General features: G+C 70.8%; 21 protein-coding genes. 9 read left to right on the top strand and 12 right to left on the bottom strand.

Features of this window, described 5'->3' with window-relative positions:
- Positions 1–8: 8 nt before the first annotated feature.
- From phnA to AC07RV_RS02140, 10 genes are all read right to left on the bottom strand, one after another.
- On the bottom strand, positions 9–1,247 hold the full coding sequence (phnA, locus tag AC07RV_RS02185) for a phosphonoacetate hydrolase (RefSeq protein WP_296779896.1): 1,239 nt from the start codon (positions 1,245–1,247) through the stop codon (positions 9–11).
- Positions 1,248–1,419: 172 nt separating this feature from the next.
- Positions 1,420–2,961: an amidase gene (locus AC07RV_RS02180; protein ID WP_296779893.1), complete on the bottom strand. Its 1,542-nt coding sequence runs from the start codon at positions 2,959–2,961 to the stop codon at positions 1,420–1,422.
- 55 nt (positions 2,962–3,016) lie between these two features.
- On the bottom strand, positions 3,017–3,709 hold the full coding sequence (locus AC07RV_RS02175) for an ATP-binding cassette domain-containing protein (protein ID WP_093346052.1): 693 nt from the start codon (positions 3,707–3,709) through the stop codon (positions 3,017–3,019).
- Positions 3,703–4,461, bottom strand: coding sequence for an urea ABC transporter ATP-binding protein UrtD (gene urtD, locus AC07RV_RS02170; RefSeq protein WP_203207382.1), 759 nt, complete (start codon positions 4,459–4,461; stop codon positions 3,703–3,705). The genes AC07RV_RS02175 and urtD overlap by 7 nt, the downstream gene beginning before the upstream one ends.
- Complete coding sequence (gene urtC, locus AC07RV_RS02165; protein WP_296779886.1) at positions 4,458–5,573, bottom strand: urea ABC transporter permease subunit UrtC; 1,116 nt, start codon at positions 5,571–5,573, stop codon at positions 4,458–4,460. Before urtC ends, urtD begins: the two co-directional genes overlap by 4 nt.
- Before the next feature lie 5 nt (positions 5,574–5,578).
- The gene (gene urtB / locus AC07RV_RS02160; protein ID WP_296779883.1) at positions 5,579–6,472 is read right to left on the bottom strand and encodes an urea ABC transporter permease subunit UrtB; all 894 of its coding nucleotides are present in this window, start codon (positions 6,470–6,472) and stop codon (positions 5,579–5,581) included.
- A gap of 65 nt (positions 6,473–6,537) precedes the next feature.
- Complete coding sequence (locus AC07RV_RS02155; RefSeq protein ID WP_208510226.1) at positions 6,538–7,785, bottom strand: transporter substrate-binding domain-containing protein; 1,248 nt, start codon at positions 7,783–7,785, stop codon at positions 6,538–6,540.
- 259 nt (positions 7,786–8,044) lie between these two features.
- Positions 8,045–8,644, bottom strand: a complete 600-nt coding sequence (locus AC07RV_RS02150; protein ID WP_057591909.1) for an ANTAR domain-containing response regulator — start codon at positions 8,642–8,644, stop codon at positions 8,045–8,047.
- Between the two features lie 16 nt (positions 8,645–8,660).
- Entirely contained in the window at positions 8,661–9,806 is a 1,146-nt protein-coding gene (locus AC07RV_RS02145; protein ID WP_296779879.1) for a transporter substrate-binding domain-containing protein, read from the bottom strand.
- A 153-nt stretch (positions 9,807–9,959) separates the two neighbouring features.
- Positions 9,960–11,213 carry a cation:proton antiporter gene (locus AC07RV_RS02140; RefSeq protein WP_296779876.1) on the bottom strand — a complete coding sequence of 418 codons (1,254 nt, stop codon included), beginning with the start codon at positions 11,211–11,213 and terminating at the stop codon, positions 9,960–9,962.
- Between the two features lie 85 nt (positions 11,214–11,298).
- On the opposite strand from AC07RV_RS02140, the gene AC07RV_RS02135 reads away from it, so the two are divergent.
- The 5 genes from AC07RV_RS02135 (at position 11,299) to AC07RV_RS02115 (ending at position 16,193) form a co-directional block, all read left to right on the top strand.
- A complete protein-coding gene (locus AC07RV_RS02135) occupies positions 11,299–12,222 on the top strand; it encodes a LysR family transcriptional regulator (protein WP_093345979.1) in 924 nt (307 codons plus the stop codon).
- Between the two features lie 151 nt (positions 12,223–12,373).
- Positions 12,374–13,333 (top strand): Bug family tripartite tricarboxylate transporter substrate binding protein, encoded by a 960-nt coding sequence (locus AC07RV_RS02130; protein WP_296779872.1) that lies wholly within the window; start codon positions 12,374–12,376, stop codon positions 13,331–13,333.
- Positions 13,334–13,341: 8 nt separating this feature from the next.
- Entirely contained in the window at positions 13,342–14,118 is a 777-nt protein-coding gene (locus AC07RV_RS02125) for an alpha/beta fold hydrolase (RefSeq protein ID WP_296779870.1), read from the top strand.
- A gap of 60 nt (positions 14,119–14,178) precedes the next feature.
- Positions 14,179–15,801, top strand: a complete 1,623-nt coding sequence (locus tag AC07RV_RS02120; RefSeq protein WP_296779867.1) for an FAD-dependent monooxygenase — start codon at positions 14,179–14,181, stop codon at positions 15,799–15,801.
- Entirely contained in the window at positions 15,798–16,193 is a 396-nt protein-coding gene (locus AC07RV_RS02115; RefSeq protein ID WP_296779864.1) for a VOC family protein, read from the top strand. Before AC07RV_RS02120 ends, AC07RV_RS02115 begins: the two co-directional genes overlap by 4 nt.
- Before the next feature lie 26 nt (positions 16,194–16,219).
- Here the strand turns inward: AC07RV_RS02115 and AC07RV_RS02110 are convergent, their stop codons facing one another.
- Positions 16,220–17,020 (bottom strand): aminoglycoside phosphotransferase family protein, encoded by an 801-nt coding sequence (locus AC07RV_RS02110; protein WP_296779862.1) that lies wholly within the window; start codon positions 17,018–17,020, stop codon positions 16,220–16,222.
- Between the two features lie 10 nt (positions 17,021–17,030).
- Positions 17,031–17,828, bottom strand: a complete 798-nt coding sequence (locus AC07RV_RS02105; RefSeq protein ID WP_296779859.1) for a GntR family transcriptional regulator — start codon at positions 17,826–17,828, stop codon at positions 17,031–17,033.
- Positions 17,829–17,963: 135 nt separating this feature from the next.
- Here AC07RV_RS02105 and AC07RV_RS02100 point away from each other — a divergent pair, with 135 nt between their 5' ends.
- From AC07RV_RS02100 to AC07RV_RS02085, 4 genes are read left to right on the top strand one after another with little or no spacing between them, the layout of a single operon-like run.
- A complete protein-coding gene (locus AC07RV_RS02100) occupies positions 17,964–18,827 on the top strand; it encodes an isocitrate lyase/PEP mutase family protein (RefSeq protein ID WP_296779856.1) in 864 nt (287 codons plus the stop codon).
- 5 nt (positions 18,828–18,832) lie between these two features.
- Positions 18,833–20,251 (top strand): 3-isopropylmalate dehydratase large subunit, encoded by a 1,419-nt coding sequence (gene leuC, locus AC07RV_RS02095; protein ID WP_296779853.1) that lies wholly within the window; start codon positions 18,833–18,835, stop codon positions 20,249–20,251.
- A 2-nt stretch (positions 20,252–20,253) separates the two neighbouring features.
- Positions 20,254–20,880 carry a 3-isopropylmalate dehydratase small subunit gene (gene leuD / locus AC07RV_RS02090; protein ID WP_296779852.1) on the top strand — a complete coding sequence of 209 codons (627 nt, stop codon included), beginning with the start codon at positions 20,254–20,256 and terminating at the stop codon, positions 20,878–20,880.
- Between the two features lie 19 nt (positions 20,881–20,899).
- Entirely contained in the window at positions 20,900–21,883 is a 984-nt protein-coding gene (locus AC07RV_RS02085; RefSeq protein WP_296779849.1) for a Bug family tripartite tricarboxylate transporter substrate binding protein, read from the top strand.
- Positions 21,884–21,885 lie beyond the last annotated feature (2 nt).

The following is a 21,885-nucleotide window of genomic DNA, read 5'->3' as shown; positions in this document are numbered from 1 at the left end:
GGGCCTCTTCAGTGGGCGGCGCCCGCGTGGTTCAGGGCCAGGTCGAAGACGTCGAAGTTGCGCAGGCGGCGGCGCGGGTCGACCCCCTGCAGCGCGCGGTTGAACAGCAGCGGCACCTTCTGCTCCGAGACGCCGCCGTGCGAGCGCAGCGGCACCGTGAGGCCGCTGAGGTCGTGCCGCGCCGCGCTGGTGCCCAGCACCGTCAGGTGGTCGCCGACCACGACCAGGTCGCCGATGCGGTCGCCCGCGAGTTCGAACTGCCGCACCGCCTGGTCGCGCGTGAGCACCTGCTCCACGCCGGGCAGGCCGGCCAGCGCCTCGTGCACCTGCTCCAGCGGCGCGCGGTTGACGTACACCGTCGCGAACGAACCGAGCGCGCCGTGGTGCACCACGTAGGGATCGGTGATCGGCAGGATCACGCGCGTGCTGGCTTCGCCGAGCCGCGCGTCGAGTTCCTGCTGCAGGTAGAGCACGCGCGGATTGCCGGCCGCGTCGGTCTTGGGGCTCATGCCGTGGTCGGCCGTGAGGCCGATCACCGCGCCCAGTGCGTCGAGCCGCGCGAGGTAGCCGTCCATCATCGCGTAGAAGGCGTTGGCCTCGGGCGTGCCGGGCGCGCACTTGTGCTGCACGTAGTCGGTGGTCGAGAGATACATCAGGTCGGGCTTGCGCGTCTCGAGCAGGCGCACGCCGGCGGCGAAGACGAACTCGCTGAGATCGGCGCTGTAGACCGAGGGCACGGGCTTGCCGACCAGCTCGAGCACCCGGTCGATGCCGCATTCGGCGACGGTCGCCTTGTCGGCCTTCTCGGCCGAGAAGCAGATGCCGCGCAGGCCGTGGCCGAGCATGGTGCGCAGCTTGTCCTTGGCGGTCACGGCCGCCACCAGCGCGCCGGCCTCGGAGAAGGCCGACAGCAGCGTGGGCGCGCGCAGGTACTCGGGGTCGTTCATCATGACCTCCTTGTCCGCCGCCACGTCGTAGAAGAAGTTGCCGCAGATGCCGTGCACCGAGGGCGGCACGCCGGTCACGATCGACACGTTGTTCGGGTTCGTGAAGCTCGGGACCACGCAGTCGCCGATCAGCGAGCTGCCCTGCTTGAGCATGCGCTGCAGGAACGGCGCCGCGCCGGCCTGGATGGCCTGGGTGATGTAGTCGGGCTCGCAGCCATCGACGCACACCACGACCACCGGCGCGCGCGGCTTCGCGTAATGCCGTCCATTGGCCAGGACGGTCTCGGCTTGAAATGTCATCGGGAAGCTCCTTTGGAAATCAGTGACTTGTCTCGGAGACCTTGTCGTCTCGCGTTGGGTGCACTGTCCGCTCGAAGCTTCTATTCGTCCAATTCAAGTTTTTCGGGCAATGTATTGAGCAGAGCTATACATCGCCCGGGAAAGTACGGAGACGCCGCTCCGTACGCGGCCCTCAGGCGGCCGTGAGCCGCGGCGCCTTGCGATGCCGCGTCGCCGTCTCGTAGTCGTGCGCCAGCGCGAGCAGCGTCGCCTCGCTCCACAGCGGCCCGACGAACAACAGGCCGAAGGGCGCGCCCGAGGCGTAGTAGCCCGCGGGCACCGTCACGGCCGGCAGGCCCGCGATGTTGAGCTCGCCCACCGTGGTCTCCTGGATCGTGCCGCCGCGCGTGACCGGCAGTTCCTCGCGCATCTGCGGGAACACCAGCGCATCGAGCCGCTCGCGCGCGAACACCGCGTCGACGATGCGCAGATAGGCCTCCTTGAGCGCGATGAAGTCCGACAGGTCGGGCGGCGTGCCCGGCGACTTGAGCGCGGCCGCGAACTGCGGCAGGTTGTGCAGGTAGCTCAGCACGCCGCCGGGCGCGAAGGCGGATTCCTTCTCGGTCGCCTTCGCGAAATCGGCAAAGGACTTGAGCGCCGCGTCGGGGCCCAGCCGCTCGAGGTATTTCTGCAGGTCGTAGGGCACCGATTCCATGCCGCGCGCATCGAAGTTGGTGAGCGGCAGCGTGGGCTGGCGCAGCTGCGCGAAGCCGGTGTCGGCGAAGGGATCGTCGACCAGCACCGCGCCGCGCTGCACGAGTTCCTTCGCCGCGCGCGCATAGAGTTCGCCCGCTTCGGCCGACAGCGGCTGGGTGCGCCAGCCCGGGCCGTACAGGCCGATGCGCGCGCCCGCGAGGCTGCGGCTGCCGAACTGCGCGGTGTAGCCGCCCACCGGCTTCTTGCCGACGCCGGCCAAGGTCTTCGGATCCTCCGGCGAGTAGCCCGCGAGCACGTCGAGGCACAGCGCCGCGTCCTTCACGGTGCGCGCGATCGGGCCCACCACGTCGCGGTTGCCCGACAGCGGCATCACGCCGGCATTGGGCACCAGGCCGATGGTGGGCTTGATGCCCACCAGGTCCTGCGCCGAGGCCGGGTTCTGGATCGAGCCACCGGTCTCCTCGGCCAGGCCCAGCACGGCCATGCTGGCGCCGACCGCGGTGGCCGTGCCCGCGCTGCTGCCGCCGGGCACGCGATCGGGCAGCACCACGTTGAGCGTGGGGCCGGCCCAGCTGTCGTCGGCATGGGTGCCGGTGTGGCTTAGCACCGGCACGTTGGTCTTGCCGAGGATGACGGCGCCGGCCGCGCGCATGCGCGCCACCACGGGCGCGTCGGTGGCGGGCATCAGGTCGACGCCGCCGCTCTCGCCGTGCAGCAGCGACCAGCCGGCCGTGGTCGGGAAGCCGACCATGTCCATCGGGTCCTTGACGACCACGGGCACGCCCGCGAGCGGGCCGAGCGCCTCGCCGGCCGCGCGCCGGCGGTCGATGGCGCGCGCATCGTCGATGGCCTCGTCGTTGAGGAAGATGATGGCGTTGTAGCGCCCGTTCCAGGTCTCGATCTGCGCGAGGCAGGCGCGCGCGAGCGACTCGGCCGTGAAACTGCCGTTGCGAAAGCCTTCCTGCACGGTGTCGACGGTCAGGGTGGCGAGGTCGATGGTGGGGGGGGTCTGGCTCATGGCGAAGAAACTCCTCGTGAATACGGTGAATGAAGAGGGAGACAAAAAGGGGAAGTCAGAAGGTCATGTGGCGATCGATGATCTCGTCGCTCAGCTGCTCGATGGGACCGCTCTCGACGATGCTTCCCTTCTCGAACATGGCGAAGCCGCTGGCCACGCGGCGCACGAAGTCGATGTTCTGCTCGACCAGCACCATCGTCAGCCCGAGCTCGCGGTTCATGCGCGCGATCGCGGCCTCGATCTCCTGCACCACCGAGGGCTGGATGCCTTCGTTGGGCTCGTCGAGCAGCATCACGCTGGGCTGCGCCGCGAGGGCGCGCGCCAGCGCGAGCTGTTGCTGCTGGCCGCCCGACAGCACGCCGCCGGGCCGGTCGAGGTTGGCCGCCAGGTACGGGAACAGCTCGAGCGCCAGCGGCGGGATCGCGCGCGGCCCGCGGCCCGAGAAGGCACCCATCAGGATGTTCTGGCGCACGCTGAAGTCGGGGATGATCTCGCGCCCCTGCGGCACGTAGGCGATGCCGCCGCGCGCGCGCAGGTGCGTGGGCAGCCCGTCGATGCGCAGGCCGTCGAGTTCGATGCGGCCCGTGGCGCGCACCATGCTGCCCATCAGGGTGCGCAGCAGCGTGGTCTTGCCCATGCCGTTGCGCCCGAGGATGGCGGTGATCTTCCCCTTCGGGATGGAGAGGCTCACGTCCTGCAGCGCGTGGCTGCGGCCGTAGTAGCTGTCGACGTTGGCGAGTGTCAGCATGTTGATGCGATTCCGTGGGATCCGAGGTAGGCCTGCCGGACGCGTGCATCGCGCTCGATCTCGGCGACGCTGCCCTCGGCCAGCACGCGGCCCAGGTGCAGCACGGTGATGCGCTCGGCGATGTCGCGCACGAAGGCCATGTCGTGCTCCACCACCAGGATGGTGTGGCGCCCGCGCAGGCTCTTGAGGATCTGCGCGGTCTTGCGCGTCTCGCCGGCCGTCATGCCGGCCGTGGGTTCGTCGAGCAGGATCACCTTCGGCTGCTGCGCGATCAGCAGGCCCAGCTCCAGCCATTGCGTCTGGCCATGGCTCAGGTCGCCGGCCTGCTGCTGCTGCACCTCCTCGAGGCCGGCCAGCGCCAGGATCTCGTCGACGCGGCGGTCGGTCTCGCGCCCGAAGCCCCAGCGCAGGTTGCGCAGGATCGAGGGCTCGCGGCTCGCGGCCACGCAGAGGTTGTGGCGCACCGTGAGCTCGCGGAACACGCTCGGGATCTGGAACTTGCGGCCGATGCCCGCGCGCGCGATCCGGTACTCGGGCCAGTTCGTGAGGTCGCGGCCGTGCAACTCGACCCGGCCCTCGGTGCTGCGCGTCTTGCCCGAGACCAGGTCCATCAGCGTGGTCTTGCCGGCGCCGTTGGCGCCCAGCAGCACGCGCAGCTCGCCCTCGGCCACGCGCAGCGACACGCCATCCACCGCCTTGAAGCCGCCGAAGCTCACGCCCAGCGCATGCAGTTCGAGTGCGATGTCGCTCATGGCGCACCTCCGCCGGCACGGCGCTGGCCGATGCGCTCGAGCAGCTCGTGCGCCCAGCCGGCCATGCCCTTGGGCAGGTACAGCACCACCAGCACGAAGGTCAGGCCCACGATCACGCGCCAGGCCTCGACCAGCGACTGGGTCTCGCTCGCCGTGGCCTCGAGCATGTTGATCAGGATCGCGCCGATGCACGCGCCCAGCAGCGAGGCGCGCCCGCCCACCGCGGCCCACACCACCATGGTGATCGAGAAGCTCAGGTCCATGAAGGTGGGCGAGGCGAACTCGGCCACCACCACGTAGAGCATCCCGGCCACAGCGGCGATGGCCGCCGACAGCGCGAAGAAGAAGGTCTGGTAGTGCGCCACGTCGAAACCCAGGTAGCGCGCGCGCTGCGGATCGCCCGAGGTGGCGCGCAGGATCACGCCGGCGCGCGTGGCGAGCAGCGCGCGCGCACCGACCAGCACCACGGCGAGCACGCCCGCGACCAGGTAGTAGGTCGACACGCCGTAGGGATCGAGCTCGTGCCCCGCGATGCGCAGCCAGGCCAGGTCCGACAGCCCGTTGAAGCCGTTGGTGATCGGCTGCGCGTCGACCAGCAGCAGGCGCACCAGCAGCACCAGGGCCAGCGTGACGATCGACACGAACACGCCCGCGATGCGCTTGCGGAACAGCAGCGCGCCGAGCACGAAGGCCACCAGCGCCGGCAGCACCAGGCCCATGGCGAGGCCGAACCCCTGCGACTGGAACGGCTGCCACAGGAAGGCGCCCGGGTTGATGCAGCACAGGTCGACGGTGGCGCCGGGCTGCGCGTTCGACAGCATGAAGTCCGGCACCGGGTTGGCGCCGCCATGCTGCAGGCTGGTGGGGCTGGCCATCTTCAGCGACATGGCCAGCATGTAGGCGCCGAGGCCGAAGAACAGCCCCTGCCCGAGGTTGAGGATGCCGGCATAGCCCCAGCTCATGGCGACGGCGATGCCGAGCATGCCGAACACCAGGTACTTGGCGAGCCGGTTGAGCCAGAAGCCGTCGAGCACCAGCGGTGCCAGCGCGACCAGGGCCAGGAAGAGTGAGTAGGCGGCGAAGGTCGCGCGCCGGTCCAGAGGAGTGCCCATGCCGCTCACCGCCCCTTGAACGAGAACAGGCCCTGCGGCCGCACCACGATCAGCAGGATCACCAGGCCGAACACCACCGCGCGCGCGAGGATGTCGTTGCTGACCGCCGCCACCACGCCCGTGACCTCGCCGAGGCCGATCGAGGTGACGACCGCGCCGAGCAGGCTGCCGACGCCGCCCGAGACCACGACCAGGAAGCTGTCGACCACCAGTGCCGTGCCCATGTCGGGCGAGACGGTCTTGAAGCCCGCCACCAGCACGCCGGTGATGCCGGCCAGGCCCGCGCCGAAGGCGAAGGTCCAGGCGTTGACGCGCTGCACGTCGATGCCGCAGGCCGCGGCCATGCGCGGGTTGCGAATGATGGCGCGCACCTGCATGCCGATGCGCGTGCGGTAGAGCAGCAGCCAGGTCGCGAAGGTCAGCACCACGGTGCAGGCCACGATGAAGGCGCGGTAGGCATTGATCGGCGTGTCGCCGACCATCACCGCGCCCTGCAGCACGGTGGGGATCGGCATGTTCTGCAGCCCCGGCCCCAGCCCTTCGATGTGGATGCCGAAGAAGGCCAGGCCGCCTTCGAGCCGCACCGCCTGCTGCACCAGGATCGCCACGCCCCAGGTGGCGAGCAGCGTGTCGCCGAGCCGGCCGTAGAGGCGCCGCACCACGCAGCGTTCGATCAGGAGGCCCAGCGCGGCCGCGACCACGAAGGCGATCGGGATCGCGGCGAACAGCCCGAGCCCGAGCCAGATCTGCGCCAGCACCGCGGCATAGGCGCCGACCATGATCATCTCGCCGTGCGCCATGTTCACCACGCCCATCGCGCCGTAGATGATGACCAGGCCGAGCGCGGCCAGCAGAAGAATCGAGCCCATGCTGAGCCCGATCAGGAGTACGTCCAACATCGGAAGTCTTTCTCTCGAGGGTGAATGCGGGCACGGCACATGCCGCCGCGCCCGCGGCCGGCTCTTCAGGCCTTGACCGGCGCGGCGCCGTTGCGCTTGCAGATCAGGTTGGCGTCGGTCTCGCCATAGGCGAAGTACGGCAGCGGCCGCACCGGCTGCGGGCTCGCGTCGACCACCTTGCTCTGGCCGTCGGCCTGCCACTGGCCGATGCGCGGCGTGACCCAGGCATGCAGGCTCTCGGGATCGATGCGCACCTTGCCGCCGGGCGCGTCGTAGCTCTGGCCGCCGATGTTGGCGCGGATGGCATCGGCCGTGGTGGCCTTGCCGGCCTCCACCGCCTGCTTCCAGAGGAAGACCTGGAAGTACGCGGCTTCGAGCGAGTGGTAGGTCACGGCCTTGGGGTCGTTGACGAACTTGCGGTAGCGCTCGATGAAGGACTTGTTGGCCGGCGTGTCGATCGACATGAAGTACGGCACCGAGGTGTAGCTGCCGGCCGCGTACTCGCCGCCCATGGCCGCGATCTCGATCTCGCTGATCACGGTGGCGCAGATCGGCACCGCGGCCTGCGACATGCCCTGGTTCTTGTACTCGCGGTAGAAGGCCACGAGCGAGTCGCCCACCACGTGCGAGAGCACCACGTCGGCGCCCGACTCCTTGATCTTGCGCACCACCGAGGCCCACTCCGAATGGCCGAGCTCGAGGTACTCGTCGGCCACCCACTTGGCGCCCGACTGCTCGATCAGCTTCTTGCTGACCTTCGACATCTCGCGCGGATAGACGTAGTTGGAGCCGACGATGAAGAACTTCTTCTTGCCGAGCTTCTCGACGATCCACGGCACGTAGTTGGCCAGCTGCTGGTTGGCGACCGCGCCGCTGTAGACCACGTTCTTCGAGCATTCGAAGCCTTCGTAGTGCGTTTGATAGAACAGCATCGCGTTGCGGCGCTCGAACACCGGCAGCACCGCCTTGCGGCTGGCCGAGGTGTGGCAGCCGAACACGGTCTCGATGCGGTCGCGCGTGATCAGCTTCGAGGCCTTCTCGTTGAAGGTCTTCGGGTCGGAGGCGCCGTCCTCGAGCACCACCTCGACCTGGCGGCCCATCACGCCGCCCGCGGCGTTGATCTCGGCCACGGCCATGCGCACGCCGTTGGCGAGCATCTTCTCGACGATCGAGAGGCCGCCGGTCTGCGAATAGAGCGCGCCGACCTTGATGGTGTCGGCCGCGTAGGCGCTGCGCATCAGCGCGGGCGACGAGAGGGCAGCCGCGGAAGCGGCCGAGGAAACGAGGAAGTGGCGACGGTTGGTTGTCAACATGGGTGGACCTCAGGACGTGACGCAGCGACCATGCGCTGACGAATGGTTGAAGAGCTCGATGGGTGGAACCAGCCGACAGCACTGTCGGGCGCAGGCGAAAAAAAACCCACAACGCGGTGGGGACCGCGGCGTGGGCTTCATTGCCAGGTGGACCGGAGAACACACATGGTTCCCGGTGCCGGCTGCATCGGCGCCTGACGAATCAAGGGGATGCAACCACCGAGCCGGAGGACCGACTCGATGCAGTCATGCTAGCGAGTTAGGGCGACGGGTGCAACAGGGTTTCCATGTTGATGATCGAACTCGCGATCTGTTCCATCGACAGCCGCTTGGCCATCGCCTGCGCGCGGATCGCCTGGTAGGCCTCGCCCTCGCTGATGCCTTTGGAAGCCATGAGGATCGTCTTCGCGCGGCTCATGGCCTGGTCGCTCGTGATCTTGCGGCGCAGCTTGCGGTTCTCCTTGAGCATGGCCTGGCGCTCGGCCCACAGGCTGCGTGCGGTCACCAGGTGCGCGAGCAGGCCGAAGGGCTTGATCGGCTTCTGCACCACCGCGAAGGCCGCGCTCTCGAGCACCAGCTGCAGGGTGGTCGGGTCCTCGTAGTTGACGATCGCGATCACCGTCGGCTCGGGCCGCGGCATCGACTTGAGCAGGGCCTCGGTGGCCTGGCGCGACTCGCCCTCCACCAGCAGGAACAGCACGTCGACATTGGGCGGCACAGCGGCCGGCATGGGCCAGGCCATGCTGACCATGCAGCCCACGCGGCGCAGGTGGCTGACGAGGGCATCGCCCTCCTCGTCCGGCGGATGGACGACGACGATCTTGAGCTCGGGCAGTTCGCGCAGCAGCGAAATGGTCATGGCGCCTCCGCTTCCCTCAGGCCGGCCGTCCCGCGAGCGGATCGAACCGGTTCTCGTACATGTAGGGATCGGGCTTCACGCGCAGGCCCGGATCGTCCACCACCTGGAACGTGCCCTGCGCATCGACGCGCGCCACGCGCGGCCAGAGGTAGGTGTGGTGGTTCTCCTGGTCGATGCGCACCCGGCCCTGCGGCGCGTCGAACTCGTGCTCGTGCAGGTGCGGCAGCATCGCCTCGAGCCGGTCGCTGCCCGCGCGCGCTAGCGTCTGCGCATAGAGCATCACCTGGAAGTAGGCCGACTCCGCACAGGCCGTGATCGGCAGCACGGTGCCGAAGCGCTTGCGCCAGGCCGCGACGAACCGGAGATTGGCCGGCGTCTGCAGGGTCGAGAAGTACGGCGCCGCCGTGATGCTGCCCGCGGCCGCGCGCGCCGACATCTGCGCGATCTCGGCCTCCTGCGTCGACTGGCTCGCGATCGGATGCGTCTGCTGGTCGAAGCCCGCCTCGCCGTAGGCCTCGTAGAAGCGCGCGATGCCGTCGCCGACCACGGTCGAGTAGACGACGTCGGGCTGCGCGGCCTCGATGCGCCGGATCACCTTCGGCATGTCGATGTCGGCCACGCGCAACGGCACGTACATCTCGTCGAGCACCTCGCCGCCGGCCTGGCGGAACAGGTCCGCGATGATCCGGTTGGACTCGTACGGGTAGACGTAGTCCGAGCCGATCAGGAACAGCCGCTTGCCGAAATGGCTCGTGAGGTAGCGCACCAGCTGCACCGAGTTCTGGTTCGGCGCCGCGCCCGTGTAGACGCAGTTCGGCGAATACTCGAAGCCCTCGTAGAGCGTGGGATAGAACAGCAGCGCGCGATGCGCCTCGACCACCGGCAGCACCGCCTTGCGCGTGCTCGACATGTAGCAGCCGAAGATCACGGCCACGCCGGCCTGGTCGCACAGCTGCTTGGCCAGCTCGCGGTAGCGCGGCGGCCGCGAGGCCGGGTCGAGCACCACCGGCTCGATGGGCCGCCCGAGCACCCCGCCGCTCGCGTTGACCTCCTCGATCGCGAGCAGGGTCGCCGCCTGCTGCGTGCGCTCGACGGCCGCGGTCACGCCCGTCGATGAGAAAAGCACCCCGACTCGCCAGGGTTGTGGTTTGGATCCGGTCACGTCTGGACTCCCAATGAAAAAAGCCCCCAGCAGCCTTCAAGGCCGCTGGGAGCTTCACTGCTCCATGTCAATGTCGAGGCCTTGCGGCGTCGTCCGCGCTACTGTAGCAGTCCCGCGCGCACGGCAGGCAAGTCTTTCGAGAAGCCCCGCGCTTCAGTGGGAGGCCGGACGGCCGTTGGCGTGCTCCATCGGCGCCACGCGCCGCACGATCCAGCGGAAGGCGGGCCCGGTCAGCAGGGTCGACAGCACCGCGAGCGTGACCAGCGCCGCGAAGGCATGCTCCGACAGCAGGCCCTTGTCGCGCAGGATCGTGGCGGCCACGATCTCCATCAGCCCCTTGCATTGCAGCAGCGTGCCCACCGCGAGCGCCTCGCGCCGCGACAGCCACTTGGCGGGCGAGCACGCCAGCACCGCCACCAGCTTGGCCGCCACCGCCAGCACCAGCAGCGTGGCCGAGGCCTGCAGCGAGGCCCAGCCCAGCACGCTGCCGTCGATCTTGAGCCCGCTGTGGCCGAAGAACACCGGCGCCAGGCCGATCAGCGCGAACTGGCCCAGCCGCTCCACCGGCAGCCGCCGCGACCAGGCCGCCGGCACGATCGCGCCCGCGAAGTAGGCACCGAGCAGCTCGTGCAGGCCCAGTTGCGAGCTCGACCAGGCACCGGCCGCGAGGAACAGCGGCATCGCGAGCCAGATCGCCCAGGCCGGCGGCTCGCGCGTCGCCTTGCGCGCGACAGCGGCAATGCCCGCCAGCGTCGCGGCCAGAGCGATCGCGGCGGCCGGCTTGACCCAGGAGCCCGCGAGCAGCGCCTGCCCTTCGGCCGCCAGCAGCAGCAGCGCCAGGCCGATCCAGAGCACCGCGTCGTCGAGTACCGCGATGCGCAGCGCGATGCGCGTCAGCGGCCGGTGCAGCGGCCCGAGCTCGCGCACGATGCCGATCAGCACCGGCAACGCACTCACGGCGAGGCACAGGCCGATCGCCAGCGCGCCCCACCACTGCCCGCCATGCGGCGCGCTCCAGCCCGGCAGGTGGTTGAACCAGAGCTTGGCGGCCAGCGTGCCCACCGCGAACGGCAGCAGCAGCGCCATCACCGCGCTGGCGACGAAGCGCAGCGTCTCGCAGGGCCGCGCCGGCGGCAGATCGGTCGCGCCCGGCAGGTGCACCGTCTGCCGCGTTTCGAGCCCGGCCGTGAAGGCCAGCAGCAGCACGCCGATCCAGCCGATGAAGTCGCCGCCCGCCGACGGAATGCCCGCGGCCTTGGGCAGCACGCCAGTGGCCGCGAGCAGCAGGCCGATGATGATCGGCAGCACCGCGATCGGCACCGAGCGGCCGAGAGCGCGCCAGATGGCCCAGGACAGGCCCATGAAGAGGATCAGGTCGGCGAAGGTCGAGAGCAGGCTGGGGAGCATGGGGGTGGATGCTACCGTGGCCCCGTGTCGCGGAAGCGATGCCGAGGCGTCGCGGCTCCCGCCGCCCGCTGGCTACGATAGCGCGATGGACCTCAGGCAACTCCGCTATTTCGTCGCGCTCGCGACCCAGCAGCACTACGGCAAGGCGGCGGGCATCCTGCACGTGACGCAGCCCGCGCTGAGCCGGCAGATCCGCCTGCTCGAGGAGGAACTGGGCGTCCAGCTGTTCGAGCGCCACGCCCGCGGCGCGGCGCCGACCGATGAAGCGCGGCTGCTGCTCGAGCGGGCGCTGTTCCTGCTGCGCTACGTCGACCAGATCAAGTCCGACCTGCTGGCCCGGCAGCGGGAGCCTCGCGGGCCGGTCGCCATCGGGCTCTCGCCCGGTCTCGCGCAGCAGCTCACGGTGCTGCTGACCAAGGCGGTGCTCCAGTACCTGCCCGAAGTCCGGCTGCGCTTCATCGAGGGCTTCGCGCCGTCGCTGCAGACCATGCTGGCGCAGGGCGAGGTCGACATCGCGCTGCTGATCGAGCCCATCGAGCGATCGAACCTGAGCACCCTGCCGCTGCTGAAGGAACAGATCTGCCTGATCGGCCTGCCCGACGATCCCCGGCTGCGCAAACCGAAGATCCGGATGCGCGACCTGGCCGGCGTGCCGCTGATCATGACCGGGCTCGTGAAGTCGGGCGTGCGGCTCGAGCTCGAGGCGGCCGCCGCGCGCGCCAAGCTCGAGCTGCATCGCGTGGTCGAGGTCGAGACCGCCGAGGTGGCGCGCCGGCTCGTGCTCGACGGCGTCGGGCTCACGGCCCATTTCGCGGCGGCGGTCCAGGAGGACCTGGCGGCATCGCGGCTGCGCGCCGTTCCGATCGACGGCCTGTTCCTGCACCGCGTGCTCGCGCGCGCCTCGGACCGTCCCGCGTCGCGCGCCACCGAAGGCGTGATGGGCGTGCTGCGCACGGTGATCGAGCGGCACGTGCGCGAAGGCCACTGGCCGAACGCCCAGCTGTCCTGAGCAGGCCGCGCCGGGCCATGCCGCTTCGTTATGGGGGCGGTCAGAAAATTCACTTGGACCTGCGCCGCGCGCGTCCCTAATCTTGCGCCGTCCGCTGCCGCCACCGCCCACCGGGTGGCGCGCCGGACTTCACAAGAACGGAGACAAGCAGATGGCATGTGATCGAAGAACATTCCTCGGGGCGGCCGCGGCCGCCACCTTCGCGCCGGCGCTGGTGCGGGCGCAGGAGCAGCCGCTTCGCATCGTGGTTCCCTTCTCGGCGGGCAGCGGCACGGACGTGACGGCGCGCGTGCTGGGCGATGCGATCGTCAAGAGCAGCGGGCGCACCGTCATCGTCGACAACAAGCCCGGCGCGGGCACCGTGCTCGGCTCGGTCGACGTCGCGCGTTCGCGCCCCGACGGCAACACCGTGCTCTACACCACGGGCGGCTACACCACCAGCGCGGTGCTGATCAAGAAGCTGCCCTTCGACCCGGTCGCGGACCTGCTGCCCATCACGCGGCTGGCGCTGTCCTCGGGCTTCGCGCTGCTGGTCGGCGAGAAGTCGCCGTACCGCTCGCTCGCGGAGTTCGTGGCCGCCGCCAAGGCCAGGCCGGGCCAGCTGAGCTTCGGCTCCTCGGGCGTGGGCAACACCACGCACGTGATGGGCGTGTTCTTCGGCAAGGGCGTGGGCGTGGACCTGCTGCACGTGCCGTTCAAGGGCTCGCCGACCAACGACCTGCTGGCGGGCACGGTTGACTGCGCCTTCCTCGCGCCGTCGACCGCGGGCTCGCAGATCCGCGCGGGCCGCCTGCGCGCGCTCGGGATCTCGGGCGGCCGGCGCTCGGCGCTGCTGCCCGAGGTGGCGACCTTCGCCGAGCAGGGCTTCACGGTCGAGGACATCCCGGCCTGGTCGGGCCTGTTCGGTCCCGGAAAGATGGCGCCCGACGCGGTGCATGCGCTGCACGACACCATCGTCAAGGCGGCACGCACGCCCGCGCTGATCGCCTACATGCGCGACAACGGCGACGAGCCCGACCTGATGCCGCCCGAGCCGTTCAAGGCCTACGTCACGGCCGAGATCGGGCGCTACCGCCGGTTGCTGCCGCCGCTCGACATCCAGATCGGCTAGGAGCCGCCATGCCCGAATTCATCGACCTCGGCGACGTCCGCACCGCCTTCGAGGTGGCGGGGGAAGGACCGCCGCTGCTGATGCTGCATGGTGCCGAAGGCAGCCGCCGCCAGTTCGCGCGCATCCTGCCGGCGCTGAGCGACCGCTACACCGTGATCCGCTACGACCAGCGCGACTGCGGCGACACGTCCGGCCCCGAGCGGGCACCGACGCTGATCGATCTCGCCGACGATGCGATGCGACTGCTCGAGGCCCTCGGGCACGCGAGCGCCTTTGTGTTCGGCACCTCGTTCGGCGGCCGGGTCGCGCAGGCCTTCGCGGTCCGCCATGCGAAGGCCGTGCGCCGGCTCGTGCTGGCGAGCACCTGGCCCCTGCCCGTTTCGCTCGCGCAGGCCAACGCCGAGGTGGCGCGCGAGATCGCCGTGCTGCGCGCACAACTGCCCGCGAGCGCCGAGCAGCTCGCGGCGCTGTTCTTTCCCGCGCCCTTCCTGGCCGAGCATCCTGCCTTCAGGGCGCATTTCGCCGCGGCACCGGCGCGCTCCGCGCGGTCCGATCGCCGGGCCGCGGTCGTCGGCGATCTGCCCGCTCTCGCGCTGTCGGACATCGATCGGCCCACGCTGCTCGTCGCGGGCGAACTCGATCGCGTGGTGCCGGCCGCGCTCACGCTCTCGCTGGCGCAGCACATCCGCGACACGCGCTCGGTGCTGCTGCCCGGCGTGGGCCACCTGGGCACGGCTCAGGCACCCGAGGCGCTCGCATTGCATCTGCGCGAGTTCCTGGCGTGAACCCCGTTTCCTTTTCCCTCCCCCTGTTCCGCGCCGCAGGGCGCATGGAGTCTTCGTTCGATGATTGATGTACCGGTCCTCGTCGTCGGTGGCGGTCCCGTGGGCCTCACCGCATCCCTGTATCTGTCGCTGTTCGGCATCGAGTCGCTGCTGGTCGAGCGCCATCCGGGCACCGCGATCCTTCCCAAGGCGCGGGCCCTCAATGCCCGCACCATGGAGATGTACCGCCAGATCGATCTGGAGGACGCGATCCGCGCCGTCGCCATGCCCGATCGCTTCGGCGGCACCATCCTCTGGTCCGAAAGCCTGGCCGGCCGCGAGATCAAGCGGCTGCATCCCGGGCGCGGATCGGCCGCCAACCAGGCCTTGTCGATCGCCGGCAACTGCGGCTGCTCGCAAGACATCCTCGAGCCGGTGCTGCGCCAGCGCGCGGAGACGGCCGGCGCCGGCAGGCTTCGCTTCGGCACCGCGCTGCGCGAACTGAGTTGCGATGCCGACGGCGTGACCGCCACCATCGAGGATGCCGAGGGCCGCGGCGAACAGGTGCGCGCACGCTACCTGATCGCCGCCGACGGCTCGCAGAGCCGCATCCGGCAGCAGCTCGGGATCGGCCGGCGCGGCGAAGCCGATGTCTACGACAGCATCAACATCCACCTGCGTGCCGACCTCACGCCCTGGATCGCGGAGCGCCCGGCGGCGCTGTACCTGATCGAGCAGGCGGAATTGCGCGGCACCTTCCTGACGATCAACGGCAGCGACCGCTGGGGCTTCCTGGTCACCTCGCTGTCGCATTACGGCTTCACGCCGGAACAGTTCACGCCCGCGTTCAGCACCGAGATCGTGCGCCGCGCGGTGGGTGTAGCCGACCTCGCCGTCGAGGTCCTGGGCGTCAGCGCCTGGAAGGCCTCGGCGATGGTGGCCGAGCGCTACCGCGCGGGGCCGGTGTTCCTGGCCGGCGATGCCGCGCACGAGATGCCGCCGACCGGCGGCTTCGGCCTCAACACCGGCGTGCAGGATGCGCAGAACCTCGCATGGAAGCTGGCCGCGGTGCTGCGCGGCGAGGCCGGCGACGCGCTGCTCGACAGCTACGATGCCGAGCGCCGCCCGGTCGGCGAGGCCGTCACCCATACCAGCCTGCTGAACGCGCTGTCGATGGGGCGCACGGCGCGGCAGACCGAAGCGGTACTGCCGCGCAAGGAGTTCCTCAACGAGATCGGCCTGGTGTTCGGCGCGCGCTACGCATCGCGCGCGGTCGTGTCGCAGGAAGAGCCCGCGCCGGTCGCGGACGCGATCGAGGCCTATGTGCCGAGCGCCGCGCCCGGCTGCCGCGCGCCCCATGTCGCGCTGCGCAAGGGTTCGCGGAAGCTCTCGACCACCGACCTGCTGGGCCGCGGCTTCGTGCTGCTCACCGCGCCCGCGGGCTCGGCCTGGCGAGCCGCCGCGGACCGGCTCGAAGGGCCTCGTGTGACAAACGCCGTGATCGGCGACGAAATCCGCGAGGAGGACGGTGGCGACTGGCTCGCGGCCTATGGCCTGCGCGAAGACGGCGCGGTCCTCGTGCGGCCCGACGGCCATGTGGCCTGGCGCTCGCCATCAGGCGCCGACGACCCGCGCACCACGCTGCAGGAGGTGATGAACGCCATCCTGTGCCGCGGCGCGGCGGTGCCCGGGAGCGCCGCATGAACATGGAAGTCGGCGCCATCCATCACTTCACGGTCGGCTGCGCGGTCGAGGACCTGCCCGCGCTGCGCGACTTCTACGTGGGCACGCTGGGGCTGCAGGAAGGGCATCGTCCCGCGCTGCGTCATCCCGGCTACTGGCTGTATGCCGACGGGCACGCGATCGTGCATCTCAATGCGCTGCGAGCGGTGTCGCCGCCGCGGGAGTGCGGCCCCTTCGATCACGTGGCCCTGAAGGCGCGCGGCCTCGAAGCCACGCGGCAGGCGCTGCGCGCGGCGAAGGTGCCCTTCAGCGAAACGCCGCTGACCGGGACCTCGCTGCACCAGGTCTTCCTCAGCGATCCGCTGGGGCTCAAGGTCGAGTTGAATTTCGATCTGGATCTCGAGGCCGGGTAGCGGGCACCGCGCTCTTCGGCGGCGCCTCAATGTGCGATGCCGAGCGCCGCGGCCGCTTGCCTGGCGACCTCGAGCGTGCCGCCGGGCTCGTCGCCGTCCTCGATCATCCAGACCGACGACAGGCCGGCCCAGGCGAGCACCCATTGCAGCAGGCGCTCGCGCTCGATGTCCACGGCCTTGGCCACGATGGCCAGGCGCCGCTCGAAACGGCCCGGCGCGAGCGCGGTCGCATCGTCGGGGTTGCAGAAGATGTTCGCGACATCGAAGCCGCGCTCGCCGACCAGCCCCTTGGGATCGATCGCGAGCCAGCCCTCGGCGCCGAAGTCGAGCACGTTGCCGTGGTGGATGTCGCCATGCAGCACGCAGGCCTCGCGCGGCGCGGCCAGCAACGCCCGCGCGGTGCGCGCCGATGCGCCGAGCACGCCCGCGTGGCCGGCGTCCTCCGCGCACAGCGAGGCGAACCAGCGCGTCAGCGGGACCAGCGGCGGCAGCGGCTTGTCGCGCGGGGCATGCAGGTGCTTGGCGACCTCGCAGAGGATGCGCGTCGCCTCGTCGTCCTGCCCGCTTCTGGCCATCCGCGCCAGCGACGCCGTGCCCTGGGCGCGCGCCATCAGCAGCGCTTCGCCGGCCTGCGCCAGCACGGCCGCCGCGCCCTGCCCGTCCCACCAGGCCATCAGCGCCGCACCGGCCATCTCCTCGGGCTGGTGCGAGAGCTTGAGCATGGCCGGCAGGCCCCGCGCGCGGACCGGCAGCAGATGGCCGCTCAACGAGAAGAAGGGTTCGCCGTCGGGGACCAGGTCCCAGCGCTGCAGGTAGGGTTCGAACATGGGCTCAGCCCTAAGGCAGCTCCAGGTCATGCACGATCTGCCCTGCACCCATGGTGTTCACCGCCTCGGCCGGCACCTCCATCAGCACGCGGCTGCGCTCGCCCGTGAAATGGATGGTGATGTACTGCACCGGCCGCTTGCGCCGGTCGTGCAGCAGGCGCACCAGCCGCACCAGCGGCGCGCCGAGGTCCACGCGCAGAAGGCCCGCGAGCACGGGGTCGGCCGCGACGGCGGTCACCTCCTGGATCACGCGGCCGAACTTGATGCCCTCGGCCATCAGGATCTCGAACAGCGCGCGCTTCTGCAACTCGGAGGCGGTCACGTGCCGGCCGACTTCCTGCGGCACCCAGGCATCGGTGACCATCATCGGCGTGCCATGCGCCGAACGCAGGCGCACCGCGTGAACGGCGACGGCGCCCGCCTCCAGCTGCAGCTGCTGCGCCACTGTCGGCGGCGCGAGGGCCGTCTCGACCTTGAGCACGGTCACCTCGGTCTCGCGCGCCTGCCGGCCCAGCGATTCGATCAGGCCGAACGAAGGCTGCGGGCGCTGCGCGCGCGGCACGGCGCGCACGAAGGTGCCGCGGCCCGGCCGCTTCTCGACCAGCCCCAGGTGCTCCAGGTCCGACACCGCGCGCCGCACGGTGATGCGCGAGACGTCGAACTGGGCGCACAGCGCATCCTCGGCCGGAATCAGCTCGCCCACGCCATAGGCGCCCTGGGCGATCTGGTCGCGCAGCACCATGAAGAGCTGCCGGTGCAGCGCGGTGCCGGGTTCGCGGCGCAGTTGGGAAGGGTTCGGTGTGTCCATGGAGAGCAGTGCTTCGGCGGCGCGGGCCGCCCGCGCGTTCGGCCGATTGTGCCCGCCCATTCAGGCATACCCTAACAACGTCGAAAGGTTATAGCATTATGATGTCATCACTAAATCACTTCGATGCCTCGCTCCATGACCACCGCCCACGACCTGCGCCAGCTGCTCTCCCGCCCCGAACTCGTCGTCGCCCCCGGCGCCTATGACGGCATGACCGCGAAGATGGTCGAGGCGGCCGGCTTCGCCTGCGTCTACATGACCGGCGCCGGCGCCTCGGCGGCGCGCGGCTTTCCCGACTACGGCCTGCTGTCGATGAACGAGATGGCCGAGGCCGCGGGCGTGCTGGCGCGCTCGGTCGGCGTGCCGGTCATCGCCGATGCCGACACCGGCTACGGCAACGAGCTCAACGTGACGCGCACCGTGCGCGAGTACGAGATGCGCGGCGTGGCCGGGCTGCACATCGAGGACCAGGTCGCGCCCAAGCGCTGCGGCCACCTCGACGGCAAGGAGGTGATTCCGCGCGACCAGTTCGTCGCCAAGATCCGGGCCGCCCTCGCCGCCCGGCGCGACCCGGCCTTCCTGGTGATCGCGCGCACCGATGCGCGCGCGATGCTCGGGCTCGACGAGGCGGTGGAGCGCGCGCGCGAGGCGCTGGCCGCCGGTGCCGACATGGTGTTCGTCGAGGCCGCGCAGTCGATGGAGGAACTGGCCGCGATCCCGCGGCGGGTCGAGGGACCGTGCCTGCTCAACATCGTGCGCGGCGGCAAGACGCCCGACCTGGACCTCGCGACGGCGCAGCAGATGGGCTATCGCCTCGCGATCCTGCCGAGCCTGCTGATCGGCGCCGCCGCCTCGGCCTGCGAACAGGCACTGTCGGCCCTGCGCAGCACGGGCCAGCCGCCGAGTTCGGCCCATGCGCCCGGCGTGGCCGAGCGCTTCCGGCGCCTGGGCGCCGCGGAGTGGGATGCGCTGCGCACGCGCTTCCAGGCGGCGGAATGACGGCCATGACGACGCCCTCCGCCACCGCGCCGCGCACGCTGTTCGACAAGGTCTGGGACGCGCACGTGGTCCAGCCCCTGCCCGACGGCTGGGACCTGCTGCACATCGACCGCCACCTGCTGCACGACCTCTCGGGCACCGCCGGGCTGCGCGAGCTGGCCGAGCGCGGCCTGCCGGTGCGCAATCCCGAGCTGGCCTTCGCCACGCCCGACCATGCCGTCTCGAGCGCGCCGGGCCGCACCGGCCAGAGCTTCGCGGGCGGCGTGCATCTGTACCAGGGCCTCAAGCTGCTGACGCGCGGCGCCGGCATCCGCCTGTTCGACCTGGGGCAGCCCGGCCAGGGCATCGTGCATGTGATGGGGCCGGAACTCGGCATCGTGCAGCCCGGCATGACGCTGATCTGCGGCGACAGCCACACCTGCACCAACGGGGCTCTCGGTGCGATCGCCTTCGGCGTGGGTTCGTCCGAGGTCACGCATGCGCTCGCGAGCCAGACGCTGGTGCTGCGCCGGCCGCGCACCCTGCGCGTGCACTTCGACGGACTGCCAAGTGACGGCGTGGGCGCCAAGGACCTCGCACTCGCGATGATCGCGCGGCTCGGTGCGAGCGCGGGCACGGGCTTCGCGGTGGAGTACGCCGGCGAGGCCGTGCGCGCGATGGAGATCGAGCAGCGCATGACGCTGTGCAATCTCTCGATCGAGCTGGGCGCGCGCATCGGCATGGTGGCGCCCGACGCGAAGACCGAGGCCTACCTGCGCGGCCGGGAATTCGCGCCGCCCGAGGCACGCTTCGCCGAAGCGGCTGCGTATTGGCGCGGCCTTCCGAGCGACCCCGATGCGGTCTACGCGCGCGAAGCACGGATCGACGCGAGCGCCGTGGCGCCCACGCTGACCTGGGGCACGAGCCCGGAGCATGCGATCGCGATCGACGCGCGCATCCCCGATCCCGCCGATGCCACCGACGCCTCGCAGCGCCAGGCCTGGCAGGGCGCGCTCGACTACATGGGGCTCGCGGCCGGCGCGCCGCTGCAGGGCCAGCGCGTGGACCGCGTGTTCATCGGCTCTTGCACAAACTCGCGGCTGTCGGACTTGCGCGAGGCCGCGGCGCTGCTGCGCGGTCGGCGCGTGGCCTCGCATGTGCGGGCCTGGGTGGTGCCGGGCTCGGAGAACGTCAAGCGCGCGGCCGAACGCGAAGGCTTGGACCGGCTGTTCCGCGAAGCCGGTTTCGAATGGCGCGAGCCGGGCTGCAGCATGTGCGTGGCCGCCAATGGCGAGCAGGCGGCGCCGGGCGAGCGCGTGGTCTCGACTTCGAACCGCAACTTCGTCGGCCGCCAGGGACCGGGCGCGCGCACCCACCTCGCCAGCCCGGCCAGCGCCGTCGCGGCCGCGCTGGCCGGCGCCATCGCCGATCCACGGAGCCTCTGAGCATGCAGCCCTTCACCCTCCTGCGCGGCGCCGCGGCGCCCCTTTCCATCGACAACGTCGACACCGACCTGATCGTGCGCATCGAGCGCCTCACCAGCCTCGCGCGCGGCGAGCTCGGCCCCTGGGCCTTCGAGGCGCTGCGCTTTCGCGCCGACGGCAGCGAAGACCCGGACTTCGTGCTCAACCAGCCGCGCTGGCGCGAGGCGCCGATCCTGGTGGCCGGCCGCAACTTCGGCTGCGGATCGTCGCGCGAGGGCGCCGTGTGGGCACTGCTGGCGCGCGGCATCCGCTGCGTGATCGCCGAGAGCTTCGGCGACATCTTCCACGCCAACTGCTTCCAGAACGGCGTGCTGCCGATCCGCCTCGCACCGGCCGAACTCGCGCGTGCCCATGCGGCCTGCAGCGCCGACGGGCCGTGGCAGGTCGACCTGCGCACGCAGCGCATCGCGCTGCCCGACGGCGCCGCGCTGTCCTTCGAGGTCGATCCGCTGCGCCGCGAGGCCCTGCTCGAAGGGCTGGACGACATCGGCCGCACGCTCAAGCTGCACGGTGCCGTCGATGCCTGGCAGGCGCGCGACCGCGCGGCCCGCCCCTGGGCCTGGCCGGCGGCTGCCGTGCCGCAATCCTGATCACCGGAGACCGCCTTTCATGTTCGACACATCCACACGCAAGATGGCGCGCCGCTGCCTGCCCGCGCTCTGCGCGGCCTGCGGCCTGCATGCCGCCGCGGTCCAGGCCCAGACCGCCTGGGCGCCGCAACGCCCGGTCACGCTGGTCGTGCCCTACAACCCCGGCGGCGGCACCGACGCCACCGCGCGCGCCGTCGCCAGCCGGCTGTCGGTGCTGTGGAAGCAGCCGGTGCTGGTCGAGAACCTCGGCGGCGCCGACGGCCTGATCGGCACCCGGCGCGTGATCGAGGCCGCGCCCGACGGCTACACGCTGCTCTTCCAGGTGCCCTCGCTGCTGCTGATGAAGTATCAGCGCAGCCTCAAGGCCATCGACCCCGTGACCCGGCTCACGCCCGTGACCGCGGTGGCCACCTCGCCGACCGCGCTGGTGATGACGGCCACCCTGCCCTTCAAGACCCTGCCCGAGCTCATCGCCCATTGCCGCACCAGGCCCTGCAACGCGGGCAGCGGCGAGAACAGCTCCAAGGTGCGGGCGCAGAAGTTCGCGGCCGACTACCAGCTGCGCGACCTCGCGGTCGTCAACTACAAGGGCACCTCGCCGATCGTGGGCGACCTGGTCTCGGGCAACCTCACGATGGCCTTCACCGGCATCACGGCCGCGATGCCGCTGCACAAGGCCGGGCGCGTGCGCATCCTCGTGACCAATGGCGAACGGCGCGCGCAGGCCCTGCCCGAGGTGCCGACCAGTCTCGAGGCCGGCTGGCCCGACTCCTATTCGGTGACCTGGTACGGCGTGTTCGCGCCCAAGGGAACGCCGCCCGCGATCGCGCGCGCCATCGCCGATGCCACGCGCGAAGCCGGCAAGGACACCCATGTGCGCGAGGCCTTGGCGGTCGCGGGGGCGGAGCCGGCCTTCACCAGCCCCGCCGCCTTCGAGACCATGATCCGCGAGGACGATGCGCGCCTCGCTGCGCTGGTCAAGCGCTTCCCGCTCGAGGATTGATG

Source organism: Variovorax sp. GW821-FHT09B01 (assembly GCF_059418345.1).
Note: the sequence above shows the minus strand (reverse complement) of the source record. Positions and strands in the feature narration are given on the sequence as shown.

Excerpts from the sequence above, each read along its gene's own strand:
- phnA (WP_296779896.1), bottom strand. The coding sequence starts at position 1,247 with ATGACATTTCAAGCCGAGACCGTCCTGGCCAATGGACGGCATTACGCG.
- AC07RV_RS02180 (WP_296779893.1), bottom strand. The coding sequence starts at position 2,961 with ATGAGCCAGACCCCCCCCACCATCGACCTCGCCACCCTGACCGTCGAC.
- AC07RV_RS02175 (WP_093346052.1), bottom strand. The coding sequence starts at position 3,709 with ATGCTGACACTCGCCAACGTCGACAGCTACTACGGCCGCAGCCACGCG.
- urtD (WP_203207382.1), bottom strand. The coding sequence starts at position 4,461 with ATGAGCGACATCGCACTCGAACTGCATGCGCTGGGCGTGAGCTTCGGC.
- urtC (WP_296779886.1), bottom strand. The coding sequence starts at position 5,573 with ATGGGCACTCCTCTGGACCGGCGCGCGACCTTCGCCGCCTACTCACTC.
- urtB (WP_296779883.1), bottom strand. The coding sequence starts at position 6,472 with ATGTTGGACGTACTCCTGATCGGGCTCAGCATGGGCTCGATTCTTCTG.
- AC07RV_RS02155 (WP_208510226.1), bottom strand. The coding sequence starts at position 7,785 with ATGTTGACAACCAACCGTCGCCACTTCCTCGTTTCCTCGGCCGCTTCC.
- AC07RV_RS02150 (WP_057591909.1), bottom strand. The coding sequence starts at position 8,644 with ATGACCATTTCGCTGCTGCGCGAACTGCCCGAGCTCAAGATCGTCGTC.
- AC07RV_RS02140 (WP_296779876.1), bottom strand. The coding sequence starts at position 11,213 with ATGCTCCCCAGCCTGCTCTCGACCTTCGCCGACCTGATCCTCTTCATG.
- AC07RV_RS02135 (WP_093345979.1), top strand. The coding sequence starts at position 11,299 with ATGGACCTCAGGCAACTCCGCTATTTCGTCGCGCTCGCGACCCAGCAG.
- AC07RV_RS02130 (WP_296779872.1), top strand. The coding sequence starts at position 12,374 with ATGGCATGTGATCGAAGAACATTCCTCGGGGCGGCCGCGGCCGCCACC.
- AC07RV_RS02125 (WP_296779870.1), top strand. The coding sequence starts at position 13,342 with ATGCCCGAATTCATCGACCTCGGCGACGTCCGCACCGCCTTCGAGGTG.
- AC07RV_RS02120 (WP_296779867.1), top strand. The coding sequence starts at position 14,179 with ATGATTGATGTACCGGTCCTCGTCGTCGGTGGCGGTCCCGTGGGCCTC.
- AC07RV_RS02115 (WP_296779864.1), top strand. The coding sequence starts at position 15,798 with ATGAACATGGAAGTCGGCGCCATCCATCACTTCACGGTCGGCTGCGCG.
- AC07RV_RS02110 (WP_296779862.1), bottom strand. The coding sequence starts at position 17,020 with ATGTTCGAACCCTACCTGCAGCGCTGGGACCTGGTCCCCGACGGCGAA.
- AC07RV_RS02105 (WP_296779859.1), bottom strand. The coding sequence starts at position 17,828 with ATGGACACACCGAACCCTTCCCAACTGCGCCGCGAACCCGGCACCGCG.
- AC07RV_RS02100 (WP_296779856.1), top strand. The coding sequence starts at position 17,964 with ATGACCACCGCCCACGACCTGCGCCAGCTGCTCTCCCGCCCCGAACTC.
- leuC (WP_296779853.1), top strand. The coding sequence starts at position 18,833 with ATGACGACGCCCTCCGCCACCGCGCCGCGCACGCTGTTCGACAAGGTC.
- leuD (WP_296779852.1), top strand. The coding sequence starts at position 20,254 with ATGCAGCCCTTCACCCTCCTGCGCGGCGCCGCGGCGCCCCTTTCCATC.
- AC07RV_RS02085 (WP_296779849.1), top strand. The coding sequence starts at position 20,900 with ATGTTCGACACATCCACACGCAAGATGGCGCGCCGCTGCCTGCCCGCG.